Here is a 17,913-nt window from a genome sequence, read left to right as displayed (position 1 = left end):
AGAAGGCGCGTACAAGCCTTGAAAGCCGTATGCATGAAAGTATAACCCTTTGAGTTTACGGGCGTCTTTTTGCGATTGCGTGACGCAAAAGCGCGCCAGGAATGGTTTCATGCGGCGTTGGAATGTCCATGCAACCCCTGCAATTACGCCGTCTACGCGCCCGCAAATTCCGCGAACGAAAAATGCCGCATTGCGGCATTTTTTTCGATCCGTGCGCGAGGTGTTGCGCAATTGCCTCGTCAGAGCGGCAGTTCGGTGGTCGACAGGATCTCTTTCAGCACGAAAAAAGTGCGGATCTGGCGCACGCCGGGCAGCTTGATGATCTCGCCCGCGTGCAGCTTGTTGAAGCGCTCCAGGTCGCGGATGCGCAGCATCAGGAAGTAGTCGAACTCGCCCGCCACCAGATGGCACTCGAGGCAGCCGCTGATGCCGCGCGCGGCCTGCTCGAAGTCGGTGAAGGACTCCGGCGTGGAGCGATCCAGCACCACGCCGACGATCACCAGCGTGGCCATCTCGACCTCGGCCGGTTCGAGCAGCGCCACCGTCTTTCTGATGATGCCCTCGGCCTTGAGCTTTTCCACCCGCCGCAGGCAGGCGGCGGGACTGAGGTGCACGCGCGCGCTCAGATCAAGGTTGGTGATCTGGGCGTCCTGCTGCAGCAGGCGCAGGATCTGGCGGTCGATGCGATCCAGCCCGGCGATGGCGGCCATCTAATATGTCCCTATAAAATTTAATTTGGTTTTTATTTTTTATTCATAAATATTAGATCCAAAAATCGAATTTCCTAAAAATTTAAAAGGAAGAAATTTAAAAAATACGCAATTGACCAACAATCTGGCGGATTCCTATGATTTTTCCATCCGCGGCGGCCCGCCCGGATCCCCCTTCCCCCAGGAGCCCGCATGGATCTGCAACGCTTTCCCCGCCACCGCCTGACCTTCGGCGACACCCCCATCGAAAAGCTCGAGCGCCTGTCCGCCCACCTCGGCGGCAAGGTCGAGATCTACGCCAAGCGCGAGGACTGCAACAGCGGCCTGGCGTTCGGCGGCAACAAGCTTCGCAAGCTGGAATACCTGATTCCCCAGGCGCTGGAACAGGGTTGCGACACGCTCGTCACCATCGGCGGCATCCAGTCCAACCACACCCGCATGGTGGCGGCCGTGGCCGCCAAGCTCGGCCTGGCCTGCGTGCTGGTGCAGGAAAACTGGGTGGACTACTCGGATGCGGTCTATGACCGGGTCGGCAACATCATGATGAGCCGGCTGATGGGCGCCGACGTGCGCCTGGTGGACCAGGGCTTCGACATCGGTTTCCGCCGCAGTTGGGAAGAGGCGCTGGAGGACGTGCGCAAGCGCGGCGGCAAGCCGTACGCGATTCCGGCCGGCGCCTCCGACCATGAGCTGGGCGGGCTGGGCTATGTCGGCTTCGCCGAGGAAGTGCGGCGGCAGGAGGCCGAGCTGGGCTTCAAGTTCGACTACATCGTGGTCTGCGCCGTCACTGGCAGCACGCAGGCCGGCATGGTGGTGGGCTTTGCCGCCGACGGCCGCGCCGACCGCGTCATCGGCATCGACGCCTCGGCCACGCCGGACCAGACCCGCGCGCAGATCCTGCGCATCGCGCGCCGCACCGCCGACATGGTGGGCCTGGAGCGCCCCATCACGGACGGCGACGTGGTGCTGGATACGCGCTATGCCTACCCGGCCTATGGGCTGCCATCGGCCGAGACCAACGAGGCGATCCGCCTGTGCGCGCGGCTCGAAGGGATGATGACCGACCCGGTCTACGAGGGCAAATCGATGCAGGGCATGATGGACATCGTGCGGCGCGGGGAAATCCCCGCCGGTTCCCGGGTGCTGTATGCGCATCTTGGGGGGGTGCCGGCGATCAACGCCTACAGCTTTCTCTACCGCAACGGCTGACGGCGGCTATGGCGCCAGCGGGTGGCCCTGCGGCGACCTGCGCTGAACCGCTCTTGCCGATACCCAGGAACCACCCGCCGGCGGCGCACGCCGGCGGGTGGTTCGCTTCATGGCGATCGGACTTGCCTGACGTATTAGGGTCATCACTAATGATGTACATAAATTGTATACAGACAATGCGATTTACCTTATCGTGTCGAACACGATGTCCACGCCCGCCTTGTCATGAGCACCTACGACTCAACCCAGCCCTACCCGCGTGACCTGATCGGCTACGGCCGCAACCCGCCGCATGCGCAATGGCCCGGCAACGCCCGCATCGCGGTGCAGTTCGTGCTCAATTACGAGGAAGGCGGCGAAAACTGCGTCTTGCATGGCGACGCGGGATCCGAACAATTCCTGTCCGAGATGTTCAACCCGGCCAGCTACCCGGAACGCCACCTGAGCATGGAAGGCATCTACGAGTACGGCTCGCGCGTGGGCGTCTGGCGCATCCTGCGTGAATTCGAAAAGCGCGGCCTGCCGCTGACGGTGTTCGCCGTCGGCATGGCGCTGCAACGCCACCCCGAGCTGGCCGCGGCGCTGGTCGAGCTGGACCACGAGATCGCCTGTCACGGCTGGCGCTGGGTGCACTACCAGAACGTGGACGAAGCCACCGAACGCGAGCACATGCGCCTGGGCATGGAGGCCATCACGCAACTGACCGGCGCCCGTCCGCTGGGCTGGTACACCGGCCGCGACAGCCCGCGCACGCGCCGCCTGGTGGCGGACTACGGCGGCTTCGAATACGACAGCGACTACTACGGCGACGACCTGCCGTTCTGGATGCGCGTGCAAAAGAGCGACGGCAGCGTGGCGCCGCAACTGATCGTGCCCTACACGCTGGACTGCAACGACATGCGCTTCGCGCTGCCGCAGGGCTATTCGCACGCCGATCCGTTCTTCCAGTACCTGAAAGACAGCTTCGACGCGCTCTACGCGGAAGGCGACGAGGCGCCCAGGATGCTCAGTATCGGCATGCATTGCCGCCTGCTGGGCCGGCCCGGCCGCATCGTCGCCCTGCAACGCTTCCTGGATCACATCGCGCGCCATGACCGCGTGTGGGTCTGCCGCCGCCTGGACATCGCCCGGCACTGGCAGGCGCGCCATCCCTATCAACCCGCTGCCTGAACCGCGCAACCATGGCCCCTACCCTCGCCCGATTCAACGACGCCGCGCCGCAAGACGCCGCCGCCATGCTGGCCGACCTGTATCCCCACGCGCCCTGGGCCGCCGAACAGGCGGTGCGGGCGCGCCCGGTGCACAGCGTGGCGCAGTTGCAGTTGGCCCTGCAGCGCGCGGTGGACGACACTGACGCCGCCGCGCAATTGGCGCTGCTGCGCGCTCAGCCCGTCGCCATGCTCGACGCGGCGGCGGACGCCGCCGCGCTGGCCGCCGACTATGCCGCGCGTTTCGGCTTTCCCTTCATCCTGTCCCAATACGGCCCGCGCGGCGCCGGCCCGCAAGACGGGCAATGGCGCCAGGCGCTCGAACGCCGCCGCCACAACGCGCCGGACGACGAACGCCGCGAGGCCCTGCGCCAATTGCACCGTGACGCCGAAGTGCGGCTTTACGACCGTTTCGGCGTCGAACCGGACCTGGGCAACGACATCTGGGACTGGCAGGAAAAGCTCAGCGCGCACAGCGATCCGGGCTACGCCGAGAACGGCCAGCTCACCGTCACCTACCTGACCGACGCGCACCGCGCCTGCGCCCAGCGCATCTCGCATTGGATGCGCGATTGCGGCTTCGACGAAGTCGGCATTGACGCGGTCGGCAACGTGGTCGGCCGCTATCACGCCAACCGCGCCGACGCGCCCATCCTGATGAGCGGCAGCCATTACGACACGGTGCGCAACGCCGGCAAATACGACGGCCGCCTCGGCATCTTCGTGCCGATGGCCTGCGTGCGCGCGCTGCACCGCCAGGGTCGGCGCCTGCCCTACGCGATCGAAGTCGTCGCTTTTTCCGAAGAGGAAGGCCAGCGCTATCCGGCCACCTTCCTCGGCTCCGGCGCGCTGATCGGCGACTTCCAGCCGCGCTGGCTCGAACAGCGGGACGCTGACGGCATCAGCATGCGCGACGCCATGGCGCACGCGGGGCTGTGCGTGGACGACATTCCCAAGCTCAAGCGCGACCCGGCCCGCTACCTGGGCTTTGTCGAAGTGCATATCGAACAGGGCCCCGTGCTGAACGAAATCGGCCTGCCGCTCGGCGTGGTCACGTCGATCAACGGCTGCGTGCGCTACCGCGTGCGGATCCACGGCACGGCCTGCCATGCCGGCACCACGCCGATGGACCGGCGCCGCGACGCCGCCGTGGCTGCGGCCGAGCTGATCGTGTTCGTCGAAGGCCGCGCCGCGCGCGACGGCGATTCGGTCGGCACCGTCGGCATGCTGGAAGTGCCCAATGGCTCGATCAACGTGGTGCCCGGCGAATGCCGCTTCAGCCTCGACCTGCGCGCGCCCAGCGATCCGCAGCGCGATGCGCTGGCCAAGGACGTGCTGGCCGAACTGGAGGCGATCTGCCAGCGCCGCGGCCTGCGCTACACGCTCGAGGAAACCATGCGCGCCGCCGCCGCCCCCAGCGCGCCGGCCTGGCAGCAGCGCTGGGAACGCGCGGTGCAGGCCCTGGGCGTGCCGGTCCATTGCATGCCGAGCGGCGCCGGCCACGATGCCATGAAGCTGCACGAGATCATGCCGCAGGCCATGCTGTTCGTGCGCGGCCAGAACGCCGGCATCAGCCACAACCCGCTCGAATCCACCACCAACCACGACATGCAGCTGGCCGCGCAGGCAATGCAGCGGCTGCTCGACGATCTCGCCAACGAAGCAACGAGCTGAACCATGACCGATTACGCCCGACTCGACGCCTGGGTGGACGCCCACTTCGATGAAGAAGTGCGCTTCCTGCAGGAACTGGTGCGCGTGCCGACCGACACGCCGCCGGGCAACAACGCCCCGCACGCCGTCCGCACCGCCGAACTGCTGCAAGGTTTCGGCCTGCCTGCCGAGTCCCATCCCGTGCCCGCCGACGAAGTGCGCGCCTACGGCATGGAGTCCATCACCAACCTGATCGTGCGCCGCGAATACGGCGCTGGCGGCCGGCGCATCGCCCTCAACGCCCACGGCGACGTGGTGCCGCCGGGCGACGGCTGGGAGCACGATCCGTATGGCGCCGAGATCGAGGACGGCTGCCTCTACGGGCGCGCCGCCGCGGTCAGCAAGAGCGATTTCGCCAGCTTCACCTTCGCGCTGCGCGCGCTGGAAGCGGTGGCGCGCCCGAGCCATGGCGCGGTCGAACTGCACTTCACCTACGACGAGGAATTCGGCGGCCTGCTCGGTCCCGGCTGGCTGCTGCGCCAGGGCCTGACGAAACCCGACCTGCTGATCGCGGCCGGCTTCAGCTATGAAGTCGTGACGGCCCACAATGGCTGCCTGCAAATGGAGGTCACGGTGCACGGCAAGATGGCGCACGCCGCCATTCCCGCCACCGGCGTGGATGCGCTGCAGGGCGCGGTCTCGATCATGAACGCGCTGTACGCGCAGAACGCGCGCTATCGCGAGATCACTTCGCGGGTCGAGGGCATCAGCCACCCCTATCTGAACATCGGCCGCATCGAAGGCGGCACCAACACCAACGTGGTGCCCGGCAAGGTGGTGTTCAAGCTGGATCGCCGCATGATCCCGGAAGAGAACGCGGCCGAGGTCGAGGCCGACATCCGCCGCATCATCGAAGAAGGCGCGGCCGCCACGCCCGGCCTGCGCGTCGAGATCAAGCGCCTGCTGCTGGCCAACGCCATGCGGCCGCTGCCCGGCAACCAGCCGCTGGTCGACGCCATCCGCAAGCATGGCCAGGACCTGTTCGGCGAGCCGATCCCCGCCATGGGCACGCCGCTCTACACCGACGTGCGCCTGTACGCCGAGGCCGGCATTCCCGGCGTGATCTACGGCGCCGGCCCGCGCACCGTGCTGGAGTCGCACGCCAAGCGCAACGACGAACGCGTGGTGCTGGAAGACCTGCGGCGGGCCACCAAGGTCATCGCCCGAACCCTGGCCGACCTGCTGCGGCCGGCATGAAAAAAGGGCATGACGCACGCGTCATGCCCTTTCGATCCGTGCCTGGCGCAACGCCTGGCCTATGGCCGCGCCAGCCGCGTCACGCGGCGCCAGAACAGCACCGCCACCAGCGCGAACACCGCCAGCCCCAGGAACGAGGCGGTGCGCGCGAATTCCTCGCCCGCGATCGCCAGCGGCGCATCGGTGCCGGCGGCGCCGATGATGGCGGCCATCACCACGCCCACCAGGCTCTCGCCCACGATCAGGCCCGAGGCGATCAGCACGCCGCGCCGGTTGGCGGCGTCGGCGAACGATTCATAGTCCTTGCCGGCGGCCGCGGCGCGGCGGCGCAGCGCGCGCTCCAGCAGCCAGGCCAGCAGCGCGCCGACCACGATCGGCGCCGCCACCGTCGGCGGCAGGTAGATGCCGATGCCCACCGCCAGCACCGGGATGCGGGCGACCTTGCAGGTGCGCTTGAGGATCTCGTCCACCACGATCAGGCCCACGCCCACCGCCATGCCGATCAGGATCATGGTCCAGTTCAGTTGATGCGTGAAGATGCCGCGCGCGATCGCCAGCATCAGCGTGGCCTGCGGCGCCGACAACGCCTGGGACGGGTCCATGCCTGCGCGCGGCATCGCATCGGCGAAGCCGTAGGCGTTGTACAGCAGGTCCAGCACCGGCGAGATCACCGCCGCGCCAAGGACGCAACCGATCAATAGCGCAACCTGCTGGCGCCACGGGGTCGCGCCGACCAGCCAGCCGGTCTTCAGATCCTGCAGATTGTCATTGGAGATCGAGGCCACCGCCACCACCGCCGACGTGCTGAAGATCGCCAGCGCGATGGTCATCTGCACGCCGTTCTGCACCGCCAGCAGGTCGCCGCCCAGCGCCAGCAGCAACAGCGACACCAGCACGATGGCAACGATGCCCACGCCCGAGATCGGGCTGGTCGAGGTGCCCACCAGACCCGCCATGTAGCCGCAGGCCGCCGCCACCAGGAAACCGAAGACGAAAGCAAACAGCACGGCGTAGGCCACCAGTTTCCAGACCGCGGCGGCCGTCAGCGGCGCGTCCGCCAGGAACACCTGGAACGTGATCACCAGCACCGCCACCAGCACCAGTGTGACGACCGAGATCCAGCCCGCCGACAGGTCGCGCTCGGTGCGCGGCGCCTTGCCCGCGCGCGCCGCGCCGGTGCGCGTCAACGCCGAGAACGAGGCCTTGACGCCACGCGCCATCGGCATGAACAGCGTCGCCAGCGTCCAGATGGCGCCCACGCCGATGACGCCTGCTCCAATGAACCGCACCTGCGACGACCACAGCCCGGTGGCGAATTTCGCCAGCGACATGTCCGCGGGAATCTGGGCCATCGAAGTCAGGATCGGCACCGCGATGCCCCACGAGATCACCAGCCCCGTCAGCATGGCCAGGCCCGCCACGATGCCGATCAGGTAACCCGCGCCCAGCAGCGCCAGCGAAAAACCCATCGGCAGCCGGAACACCGCGCCGCCCAACGAAAACCAGCCGCTGACGCCGTCGCCCAACACCCGCAGGCCGCTGGCCGCGAAGCTGACTGCCGCCGCCACCACGCCGCCGCTGACGATGTCGCCCATGCCGGTGGCCGCCGGCATGGCCGGCGCCCGAGCGGAATCCTCGGCCGCGTCCTGGGCGCGCTCGGCGCTGCCCACCCGCAGGATCTCGGCGGCCGCCACGCCCTCCGGGTACGGCAGGTCGCTCTGCACCACCATCACGTGGCGCAGCGGAATCGTGAACATCACGCCCAACATGCCGCCGGCCGCGCAGATGCCCAGGGTCTGCCAGAATGGAAAGCCCTGCCAGTGGCCCATCATGACCAGCGCGGGCAGGATGAAGATGATGGCCGACAGCGTGCCGGCCGCCGAGGCCTGCGTCTGCACCATGTTGTTCTCGAGGATGTTGGCGTCCTTGAACAGGCGCAACACCGACATGGAAATGACCGCCGCCGGGATCGCCGACGAGAAGGTCAGGCCGACCTTGAGCCCCAGGAACACGTTGGAGGCGGTGAAGATAATGGTGATGACTGCGCCCAGCAGCACGCCGCGGAATGTCAGTTCCGGTAGCGTGACCTCTGCCGGGACGCTGGTAGGTTGAGTCATTGAAGTCTCCCTTTACTGGCCGGGACACGAGCCCGCCGCTGGGGCGGGACGGCCCCGGCTATCAGGGCGTTGCCGCCCTGTCTGGTTGCCGGTTTGTTTTTTGTGAAGCGCGAATTCTAGCGCCTTGGCGTCCAGCAGGTGGTCACCACCGGTAAGCGGCCGAAGGCGGCAGATCCTGCCGCCGACACGCCAATCGTCAAATGATTATGCTGAAAACCACGATTTCCTCCCGGCATTTTGATTACCCATGCCCCAGCGACAGGACTAGCATGGCGCTTACAAAGGAGACAAAACCATCATGTGCGACGCCAGCCATTCCCCCGCCGGGACCGCCCCCCGGCATGATGCCGATCCCGCCGAAACCGCCGAATGGCGCGACGGCCTGCAATCCCTGGTCGAGGCCTCGGGCGCCGAACGGGCGGGCTATGTGCTGGACAACCTGCTGGGGCACGCCGCCGCCCTGGGCTTGCGCGCCAACAGCCAGACGCGCACCGCCTACCTGAACACCATCCCCGCCGACCAGGAACCGCCCTTTCCCGGCAACCTGGCGGTCGAGGAACGCATCGCCCGCATCAACCGCTGGAACGCCCTGGCCATGGTGGTGCGCGCCAACCAGGCCCATGGCGAACTGGGCGGCCACATCGCCAGCTACGCCTCGGCCGCCGACCTGTTCGAGGTCGGCTTCAATCACTTCTTCCGCGCAGCCACGGCCGACGGCCCGGGCGACCTGGTCTACATGCAGCCGCACTCGGCGCCCGGCGTCTATGCCCGCGCCTACCTGGAGGGTTTCCTCAGCGACGACGACCTGGCCCACTTCCGCCAGGAAATCACCGCCACCGCGCGCGGCCTGCGCGGGCTGTCGTCGTATCCGCATCCCTGGCTGATGCCCGACTTCTGGCAGTTCCCCACCGGCTCGATGGGCATCGGTCCCATCAACGCGATCTACCAGGCGCGCTTCATGCGCTACCTGGAACACCGCTCGCTGGTGCCCGCGAGCGACCGCAAGGTCTGGGGCATCTTCGGCGACGGCGAGATGGACGAACCGGAGTCGATCGCCGCGCTGACCCTGGCCGCGCGCGAAAAGCTCGACAACCTGGTGTTCGTGGTCAACTGCAACCTGCAGCGCCTGGACGGCCCGGTGCGCGGCAACGGTCGCATCATCGACGAACTCGAAACCCTGTACGCGGGCGCCGGCTGGAACGTCATCAAGCTGGTCTGGGGCAGCGACTGGGACGCCCTGCTGCGCCGTGACACCAACGGCGCCCTGGCGCGCGCCTTCGCCAACACGGTGGACGGCCAGTTCCAGACCTTCGCCGCCAACGACGGCGCCTTCAACCGCGCCCACTTCTTCAACCAGAATCCGGAACTGGCGGCGCTGGTGGCCGACTGGACCGACGAGGCCATCGACCGCCTGCACCGCGGCGGCCACGACATGGTCAAGATCCATGCCGCGTACCACCGCGCCGCGCATCATCGCGGCCAGCCCACCGTGATCCTGGCGCAGACCAAGAAGGGCTTTGGCATGGGCACGGCCGGCCAGGGCAAGATGACCACCCACCAGCAGAAGAAGCTGGACGACGAGGCGCTGCTGGCGTTCCGCGACCGCTTCGCCCTGCCGATCTCCGATGCCGATTGCCTGGCGCTCAAGTTCTATCGCCCGGCCGAAGACAGCGCCGAGCTGCGCCACCTGCAGGCGCGCCGCGCCGCGCTGGGCGGCCACATTCCGCGCCGCCAGACCCAGGCGCCGCGCCTGGCCCCGCCGGCGGTGGACCAATGGGCGCGCTTCGCGCTCAGCGCCGACGGCAAGGAGATGTCGTCCACCATGGCCATCGTGCGCATGCTGACGGCGCTGCTGAAAGACCCGCAGGTCGGCCCGCGCATCGTACCCATCGTGGCCGACGAAGCGCGCACCTTCGGCATGGCCAACCTGTTCCGCCAGATCGGCATCTATTCGGCGCAAGGCCAACTGTACGAACCCGAGGACATTGGGTCGGTGCTGTACTACCGCGAGGCGCGCGACGGCCAGATCCTGGAAGAAGGCATCACCGAGGCGGGCGCGATCTCGTCGTGGACGGCGGCCGGCACCAGCTACTCGGTCAACGGCCTGCCGATGCTGCCTTTCTATATCTATTACTCGATGTTCGGTTTCCAGCGCATCGGCGACCTGATCTGGGCCGCGGCCGACCAGCGCACGCGCGGCTTCCTCATCGGCGCCACCTCCGGCCGCACCACGCTGGGCGGCGAAGGCCTGCAGCACCAGGACGGCTCCAGCCACATCATGGCCGCGGCCGTGCCCAACTGCCGCGCCTACGATCCCGCCTACGCCTACGAAGTCGCGGTGATCGTCGAGTACGGCATGCGCCGCATGCTGGACGAGCAGCGCGACGAGTTCTTCTACCTGACCGTCACCAACGAGAACCTGGCGCAGCCCGACCTGCCGCAGGACGGCGCGGCGGCCGAAGGCATCCTGCGCGGCATGTACCGCCTGCGCCCGGCGCGCCAGCAGGCGGCGGTGCGCCTGTTGGGCGCCGGCCCCATGCTGCGCGAAGCGGAAATCGCCGCCGAGCGCCTGCACGCGGAATACGGCGTGGATGCCGAGGTCTGGAGCGTGACCAGCTTCTCCGAACTGGCGCGCGACGGCCGCGAGGCCGAACGCGCGCGCGCGCTCGGCCTGCCCTCCGCGCCGGACGCGGACTGGGTGCGCGCCTGCCTGGGCGGCAGCGATGCGCCGGTGGTGGCCGCCACCGACTACGTGCGCGCCGTGCCCGAACAGATCCGCGCCTGGGTGCCCGCGCCCTACCGCACGCTGGGCACCGACGGCTTCGGCCGCAGCGACACCCGCGCTCGCCTGCGCGACTTCTTCGAAGTCAGCGCCGACTGGATCGTGCTGCACGCCCTGGACAGCCTGGGCCGGCAGGAGCAAGCCGACGCATTGCGCCGCAAACTGGGCGCAGCCGATCGCGCAACGCCGCCCTGGGCGCAATAACACCCTGAAAGCAAAGGAGAAAAGCCCCGAACCGGGGCTTTTCTCCTTTTTCACCGGCGTCATCACAAGGCGCGCCGGCTTGATCAAAATCGGACGATCGCTGCGCTGCAGCAACCAATTCGCGCCGCTTTCTGTTGAAATACGGGTGTTCCCTAAGCATTTCCCAAAGAATACGGCGGGCCGCGAGCCCGCTTTTTGCTTTCCGATTTACCTTCTCGCTTTTATCTCCAGTTAGCGCCGAAAAGGCTGTATCCCATGGACGAAACCCTCACCAAACTGGCGTTGGATTACCACGCCTATCCCACCCCCGGAAAGATCTCGGTCACCCCGACCAAGACCCTCGCCAACCAGGACGACCTGTCGCTGGCGTACTCGCCCGGCGTGGCCGCCGCGTGCATGGCCATCTTCGACCAGGGCGACGACGCCGCGTCCAAGTACACCTCGCGCGGCAACCTGGTGGGCGTGATAACCAACGGCACCGCCGTGCTGGGCCTGGGCAACATCGGCCCGCTGGCCGCCAAGCCGGTCATGGAAGGCAAGGGCTGCCTGTTCAAGAAGTTCGCCGGCATCGACGTGTTCGACATCGAACTGGCCGAGAACGACCCCGACAAGCTGGTCGACATCATCGCCGCGCTCGAGCCCACGCTCGGCGGCGTCAACCTCGAGGACATCAAGGCGCCCGAGTGCTTCTACATCGAGAAGAAGCTGCGCGAGCGCATGAAGATCCCCGTCTTCCACGACGACCAGCACGGCACCGCCATCATCTCGTCGGCCGCCATCCTGAACGGCCTGAAGGTCGTGGGCAAGGACATCGGCACGGTCAAGCTGGCCTGCTCGGGCGCTGGCGCCGCCGCCATCGCCTGCCTGGACCTGCTGGTGCACCTGGGCGTCAAGCGCGAGAACATCTACGTGGTGGACTCGCGCGGCGTGATCTGGGACGGCCGCGATGAAAACATGGAAGCCAACAAGAAGCGCTACGCGCAGAAGACCGACGCGCGCACGCTGGCCGACGTGGTCAACGGCGCCGACGTCTTCCTGGGCTGCTCGACCGCCGGCGTGCTGACCGCCGACATGGTCAAGACCATGGCCGACCGTCCGCTGATCCTGGCGCTGGCCAACCCGGAGCCGGAGATCCGCCCGGAAGTCGCCAAGGCCGCGCGCCCCGACTGCATCATCGCCACCGGCCGTTCGGACTACCCGAACCAGGTCAATAACGTGCTGTGTTTCCCCTTCATCTTCCGCGGCGCCATGGATGCCGGCGCCTCGCGCATCACCGAGGAAATGAAGCTGGCGTGCGTCAAGGCCATCGCCGAACTGGCCCAGGCCGAGCAGAACGATGAAGTGGCCCGCGCCTACGCCGGCCAGGAGCTGTCGTTCGGTCCCGACTACATCATCCCGAAGCCGTTCGACCCGCGCCTGATCGTGCAGATCGCCCCGGCCGTGGCCCAGGCCGCCGCCGACTCCGGCGTGGCCGCCCGTCCGATCGAGGACATTGAGGCCTACCGCCAGAAGCTGATGGGCTTCGTCTACCACTCGGGCCAACTGATGCGCCCGCTGTTCGCCCAGGCCAAGAAGGCGCCCAAGCGCGTCATCTACGCCGACGGCGAAGACGAGCGCGTGCTGCGCGCGGTGCAGACCGTGGCCGATGAAAAGCTAGCGTTCCCGATCCTGATCGGCCGCCCGTCCGTGATCGAGATGCGCATCAAGAAGTTCGGCCTGCGCCTGGTCGCCGGCCAGCATTTCGAGATCGTCGATCCCGAAGACGACAGCCGCTTCAACGAAACCTGGAACGCGTACTACCAGCTCAAGGGCCGCGAAGGCGTGACCCCGGCCATCGCCAAGGCGATGATCCGCAAGCACAACACGCTGATCGGCGCGATGCTGCTGCGCCGCGGCGACGCCGACGCGCTGCTGTGCGGCGTGGCCAGCAAGTACGACAACCAGCTCAAGTACATCGACGAAATCATCGGCAGGAAGGAAGGCCAGACCTACGCCGCCCTGAACGTGCTGATGCTGCCCGACCAGACGCTGTTCGTCACCGACACCCACGTCAACGAGAACCCGTCGGCCGAGGAAGTCGCCAACATCACCATCCAGGCCGCCGACGAGATGCTGCGTTTCGGCGTGGTGCCCAAGATCGCCCTGCTGTCGCACTCGAACTTCGGCAGCCGCGTCACGGAGTCGTCGCGCAAGATGGCCGCCGCGCGCCAGTTGGTGCAGGACCGCGCGCCCGACCTGGAAGTGGATGGCGAAATGCACGCCGACGCCGCCCTGTCGGAAAAGATCCGCGTGCTGGCCTACCCGGACAGCACCCTGAAGGGTCGCGCCAACCTGCTGGTCATGCCGACGCTGGACACCGGCAACATCACGTACAACATGCTGAAGATGACGGGCAGCAATGGCGTCGCGATGGGCCCGATCCTGCTGGGCGCCGCGCGTCCGGTGCACATCCTGACGACCAGCGCCACCGTGCGCCGCATCGTCAACATGACCGCCCTGGCCGTGGTCGATGCGCAGCAGGAAGCCGCCGAGGCCGCCAAGAAGCGCCGTTGATCGCATTGCCCTGATCGACACGCAAGGGACGCCCCACGGGGCGTCCTTTTTTTTGGGCCGCTTGATGCCGCGATAGTGCGCCGCGCCGGGCGAATGGTAAAACGGGGCAGCGACTCCCCTCTACCCTTCCCTACCGGAGCCCGACCCTATGTTGCTCGACGCCTTCCTGGCCTGGTTTCACTTCCTGGCCATATTCGTCCTGGTGGTGGTGCTGACCGCCGAAGCGGTGCTGCTGCGCCCCGACCTGACACCGGCCACGCTCAAGCGCCTGGTGGTCTATGACCGCCTGTATCTGCTGAGCGCGATCCTGGTGCTGGCCACCGGCGCGCTGCGCCTGACACTGGGGGTCAAGGGGGCCGCGTTCTACATGGGCAACCCTTGGTTCCACGCCAAGATCACGCTGTTCGTCATCATCGGCCTCTGTTCGATCCCGCCCACGCTGGCCTTCCTGCGCTGGGCCAAACAGGCGCGCCAGCAGCCCGCTTTCGTGCCGGACGCCGCGCAGATCAAGCGCGCGCGCCGGTGGGTGATGATCGAATCGCACCTGTTCATCTTGCTGCCGCTGTTCGCGGTGCTGATGGCGCGCGGCATCGGCGCGTAGGGCGCGCCGCGATCCACCCGGCCCGCCCGTCTCAGGGACAGCGCGCGCGGGTCGGCTGTGGCGTGTCGTCGCCGACGGTGATGGTCGCGAAGTGGAACACGCCCACGGCGTCGTTCCGGACCACGTCGATCACTTCGCCGGACAGCGCCTGCCTCACCGACATGCCTTCGGGCACATCGGGCTGGCCATCGCGCCGGGCGACGTCGCCGTTCCAGGGACTCAGCACCAGCACACCCGGAAACGGCTCGCGGGCATCGCCGCGGCCGCGCCGCATCGACTGCACCTGGGTGCCGGCGGCATAACGGACGCCGCCGAACGTCGTCGGGCAGGCCAGCTCGGCATCGCTGACGCGCAACAGGCGCCGCTCGCCATCCAGGTAAAGCCGGGGCTCGCTCAACGGCAGCCCGAACACCTTGACCGCCACCGGGTCCTTGACCTCGATACGCCATTGATCCGGATCGCGCGAGCCATCCGTGTAGACGGTGCCGCTCGATCCATACACAATGGAACCGGGCGCAAGATCCAGCGTGTCGACCCGGTTGCCCGGCCCCAGCACGCACTTGTTCAGCGCCATCATCGCGCCATCCTTCGCCACGTCGAATTCAATGTCCTGGGTGGCGTCGCATTGCCAGCCCAGCACCGTCTGGCTGCCAGCGCCTCGCAGCAGGACGCTGCGCGGATGCCGGCCGCGCAGGGCGTAGGTTTCGCTGTCGTACTCGGCGTCCAGATAGCGTTGCGCCCGCGACGCCTGCACGCCGTACATGGCCACGGGCTGCGGAAACTCGGCTTCGACGTAGGTTTCCAGCTTGCCCTCGTCCTGCAGCTTGAGGCGCGTGCCCGCGGGCATGGCGGTGCCGCCTACCGTCGTCGGCGCTTCCAGGGTGACGTTGCGGGCGGCCTCGCGGCGCGCGCCTTCGCGCTCGATCTGCCAGATGACCGTCTGGACCCAGGCATAGAAGGCAAAGGGGACCAGCAGCACCACGAACAGCAGTCCGGAGGTCTTCCAGTATTTGCGAACCGTGCGGCGCGCGCCGCCGCTGGCGACCAGCACCAGCGCCCAGCCAAGCAGCGCCAGGCCGGCAAGAAAACCCAGGGAAACGAAAATGTAGAAGCCCGCTGAAGGCAGCGCTATTGGAATCATGGCACGGATGATAAACGCCAAACCGCATCACCGCGACGGCGGGCCGGCCATCGGCGGAACACGACGAGGAGCGAGCGGACAACAAAAAACCGCCCGAAGGCGGTTTCCTGGTCAAGCGTGGCGGCGTATCAACGCTTGTCCATCGGGGGCACGTCGCGCGTGACCGAACCGGTGAACAACTGGCGCGGACGGCCGATCTTGTAATCGGGATCCGACAGCATTTCGTTCCACTGGGCGATCCAGCCGACCGTGCGGGCCAGCGCGAAGATGGCCGTGAACAGCGAGGTCGGGATGCCGATGGCGCGCTGGACGATACCCGAGTAGAAGTCCACGTTCGGGTACAGCTTGCGCTGCACGAAGTACGGATCTTCCAGGGCGATGCGTTCCAGTTCCATGGCCAACTTGAACAGCGGGTCGTTTTCCAGGCCCAGGGCCGAGAGCACTTCCTTGCACGTTTCCTGCATCAGCTTGGCGCGCGGGTCGTAGTTCTTGTAGACGCGGTGGCCAAAGCCCATCAGGCGCACGCCCGAGTTCTTGTCCTTGACCTTCTCCATGAACTCGCCGACCTTGGCGATGCCGCCGTTGGCTTGCAGTTCTTCGAGCATCTGCAGGCAAGCTTCGTTGGCGCCGCCGTGAGCCGGGCCCCACAGGCAAGCCACGCCGGCCGAGATGGCGGCGAACGGGTTGGTGCCCGACGAACCGCACAGGCGGACCGTGGAGGTCGAGGCGTTCTGCTCGTGGTCGGCGTGCAGGATGAAGATGCGGTCGAGCGCGCGCTCGACGACTTCGTTGACCTTGTACTCTTCGCACGGCGTGGCGAACATCATGCGCAGGAAGTTGCCCGTGTAGGACAGGTCGTTCTGCGGATAGATGAACGGTTGGCCTTGCGAGTACTTGTACGCCATCGCGACCAGCGTCGGCATCTTGGCGATCAGGCGGATGGCCGAGATGTGACGATGCTGCGGGTTCGTGATGTCGGTCGAGTCGTGGTAGAACGCCGACAGCGCGCCCACCAGGCCCGTCAGGACGGCCATCGGGTGGGCGTCGCGACGGAAGCCGCGCAGGAAGAAATGGAGCTGTTCGTTGACCATCGTGTGATGGGTCACTTGCGAATCGAAGTCGGCCTTCTGTTCCTGGTTCGGCAGTTCGCCGTTCAGGATCAGGTAGCAGATGTCCATGAAGTCGCAATTGACGGCCAGTTGCTCGATGGGGTAGCCGCGGTACAGCAGCTCGCCCTTGTCGCCGTCGATGTACGTGATGCCCGATTCGCAGGCCGCGGTCGACATGAAGCCGGGGTCGAACGTGAACATGCCCGTCTGGCCGTACAGCTTGCGAATGTCGATCACATCCGGACCGACCGTGCCCTTGTAGACAGGGAACTCAATGGGTGCGCTGCCGTCCGAGAAGGACAGAGTGGCTTTTTTGTCAGACAGGTTCATGTTTTTTCCTCTCAATTAATCAGAGCGACCGCATCTGGCCGATGATGCCGCGGAGCCGGGGCGTGTCGAGCGCGCCCTCGAGCTCCTTGCGGGCCAGCAGCAGGTCGAGAAGATCGTTGTCTCCCAACTCGAAGAGCTGCGTCAATGCCGTCACGTCATCGTCGGTAAGCTCGGCCTCGTAGGCGTCGAGATACCGGGTGATGATCAAGTCGTTTTCGAGCAGGCCCCGGCGCGCCCGCCAACGCAGACGCGCCCGTTCCAGTTCAGTAAGCCTGCTCATCATTACACCTTAAATACACCAAACTACTAGACCGCGCGACGGACCATCAGTTCCTTGATCTTGCCAATGGCCTTGGTCGGGTTCAGCCCCTTGGGACAGACGTCGACGCAGTTCATGATGGTGTGGCAACGGAACAGGCGGTACGGATCTTCCAGGTTGTCCAGACGGCTGCCGGTGGCTTCGTCGCGGCTGTCGGCGATGAAGCGGTAGGCTTGCAGCAGGCCGGCCGGGCCGACGAACTTGTCCGGATTCCACCAGAAGGACGGGCAGGAAGTGGAACAGCACGCGCACAGGATGCACTCGTACAGGCCGTCCAGCTCTTCGCGCGCCTCGGGCGACTGCAGGCGCTCTTTCTCGGGCGGCGGCGTGTCGTTGATGAGGTACGGGCGGATCGAGTGGTACTGGTTGAAGAAGTGCGTCATGTCCACGATCAGGTCGCGGATCACCGGCAGGCCCGGCAGCGGGCGCAGCACGATCGGTTCCTTCAGCTCGCGCAGGTTGGTCGTGCAGGCCAGGCCGTTCTTGCCGTTGATGTTCATGGCGTCCGAACCGCACACGCCTTCACGGCACGAGCGGCGCAGGGCCAGGCTGTCGTCGACGTCGTTCTTGATGCGCACCAGCGCATCGAGCAGCATCTTGTCGGTCGGCTGGAGTTCGACCTCCAGCTTCTGCATGTACGGGCGCTCGTCCTTGTCCGGATCGTAGCGGTAGATTTCGAACTTGACGATTCTCTTGGTGCTCATAGTAGGCTCTATCCGG

13 protein-coding genes are annotated in these 17,913 nt (G+C 66.6%); 7 read left to right on the top strand and 6 right to left on the bottom strand.

Annotation, left to right across the window (positions count from 1 at the left end):
• Positions 1–239: 239 nt before the first annotated feature.
• A complete protein-coding gene (locus ACUDCK_RS06905; RefSeq protein WP_049072267.1) occupies positions 240–710 on the bottom strand; it encodes an Lrp/AsnC family transcriptional regulator in 471 nt (156 codons plus the stop codon).
• Positions 711–902: 192 nt separating this feature from the next.
• On the opposite strand from ACUDCK_RS06905, the gene ACUDCK_RS06900 reads away from it, so the two are divergent.
• The 4 genes from ACUDCK_RS06900 to ACUDCK_RS06885 all read left to right on the top strand — a co-directional run bounded on the left by ACUDCK_RS06900 (position 903) and on the right by ACUDCK_RS06885 (position 6,037).
• Positions 903–1,919 carry a 1-aminocyclopropane-1-carboxylate deaminase gene (locus ACUDCK_RS06900; RefSeq protein ID WP_020924636.1) on the top strand — a complete coding sequence of 339 codons (1,017 nt, stop codon included), beginning with the start codon at positions 903–905 and terminating at the stop codon, positions 1,917–1,919.
• Between the two features lie 225 nt (positions 1,920–2,144).
• Complete coding sequence (gene puuE, locus ACUDCK_RS06895; RefSeq protein ID WP_116793163.1) at positions 2,145–3,089, top strand: allantoinase PuuE; 945 nt, start codon at positions 2,145–2,147, stop codon at positions 3,087–3,089.
• A gap of 11 nt (positions 3,090–3,100) precedes the next feature.
• Positions 3,101–4,801: a hydantoinase/carbamoylase family amidase gene (locus tag ACUDCK_RS06890; RefSeq protein ID WP_175167606.1), complete on the top strand. Its 1,701-nt coding sequence runs from the start codon at positions 3,101–3,103 to the stop codon at positions 4,799–4,801.
• 3 nt (positions 4,802–4,804) lie between these two features.
• Positions 4,805–6,037, top strand: a complete 1,233-nt coding sequence (locus ACUDCK_RS06885) for a M20 family metallopeptidase (RefSeq protein WP_175167605.1) — start codon at positions 4,805–4,807, stop codon at positions 6,035–6,037.
• Between the two features lie 59 nt (positions 6,038–6,096).
• On the opposite strand, the gene ACUDCK_RS06880 is transcribed toward ACUDCK_RS06885, so the two are convergent.
• A complete protein-coding gene (locus ACUDCK_RS06880; protein ID WP_175167604.1) occupies positions 6,097–8,154 on the bottom strand; it encodes an OPT family oligopeptide transporter in 2,058 nt (685 codons plus the stop codon).
• A 298-nt stretch (positions 8,155–8,452) separates the two neighbouring features.
• Between ACUDCK_RS06880 and mdeB the strand changes: the two genes are divergently transcribed.
• The 3 genes from mdeB to ACUDCK_RS06865 all read left to right on the top strand — a co-directional run bounded on the left by mdeB (position 8,453) and on the right by ACUDCK_RS06865 (position 14,294).
• A complete protein-coding gene (gene mdeB / locus ACUDCK_RS06875) occupies positions 8,453–11,140 on the top strand; it encodes an alpha-ketoglutarate dehydrogenase (RefSeq protein WP_175167603.1) in 2,688 nt (895 codons plus the stop codon).
• A gap of 255 nt (positions 11,141–11,395) precedes the next feature.
• Positions 11,396–13,693 (top strand): NADP-dependent malic enzyme, encoded by a 2,298-nt coding sequence (locus ACUDCK_RS06870; protein ID WP_049072257.1) that lies wholly within the window; start codon positions 11,396–11,398, stop codon positions 13,691–13,693.
• A 148-nt stretch (positions 13,694–13,841) separates the two neighbouring features.
• Positions 13,842–14,294, top strand: coding sequence for a DUF2214 family protein (locus tag ACUDCK_RS06865; RefSeq protein ID WP_175167602.1), 453 nt, complete (start codon positions 13,842–13,844; stop codon positions 14,292–14,294).
• A 31-nt stretch (positions 14,295–14,325) separates the two neighbouring features.
• Here the strand turns inward: ACUDCK_RS06865 and ACUDCK_RS06860 are convergent, their stop codons facing one another.
• The 4 genes from ACUDCK_RS06860 to ACUDCK_RS06845 form a co-directional block, all read right to left on the bottom strand.
• Positions 14,326–15,435 (bottom strand): hypothetical protein, encoded by a 1,110-nt coding sequence (locus ACUDCK_RS06860; RefSeq protein WP_175167601.1) that lies wholly within the window; start codon positions 15,433–15,435, stop codon positions 14,326–14,328.
• A 128-nt stretch (positions 15,436–15,563) separates the two neighbouring features.
• Positions 15,564–16,874: a citrate synthase gene (locus ACUDCK_RS06855; RefSeq protein WP_047992235.1), complete on the bottom strand. Its 1,311-nt coding sequence runs from the start codon at positions 16,872–16,874 to the stop codon at positions 15,564–15,566.
• A 19-nt stretch (positions 16,875–16,893) separates the two neighbouring features.
• Positions 16,894–17,154: a succinate dehydrogenase assembly factor 2 gene (locus tag ACUDCK_RS06850; protein ID WP_049077540.1), complete on the bottom strand. Its 261-nt coding sequence runs from the start codon at positions 17,152–17,154 to the stop codon at positions 16,894–16,896.
• Between the two features lie 26 nt (positions 17,155–17,180).
• The gene (locus ACUDCK_RS06845) at positions 17,181–17,897 is read right to left on the bottom strand and encodes a succinate dehydrogenase iron-sulfur subunit (protein ID WP_054501497.1); all 717 of its coding nucleotides are present in this window, start codon (positions 17,895–17,897) and stop codon (positions 17,181–17,183) included.
• Positions 17,898–17,913: the final 16 nt, after the last annotated feature.

The organism is Achromobacter sp. CF-sbj1-Ac2-l, from assembly GCF_052698165.1.
This window is presented reverse-complemented; position numbering and strand designations above follow the sequence as displayed.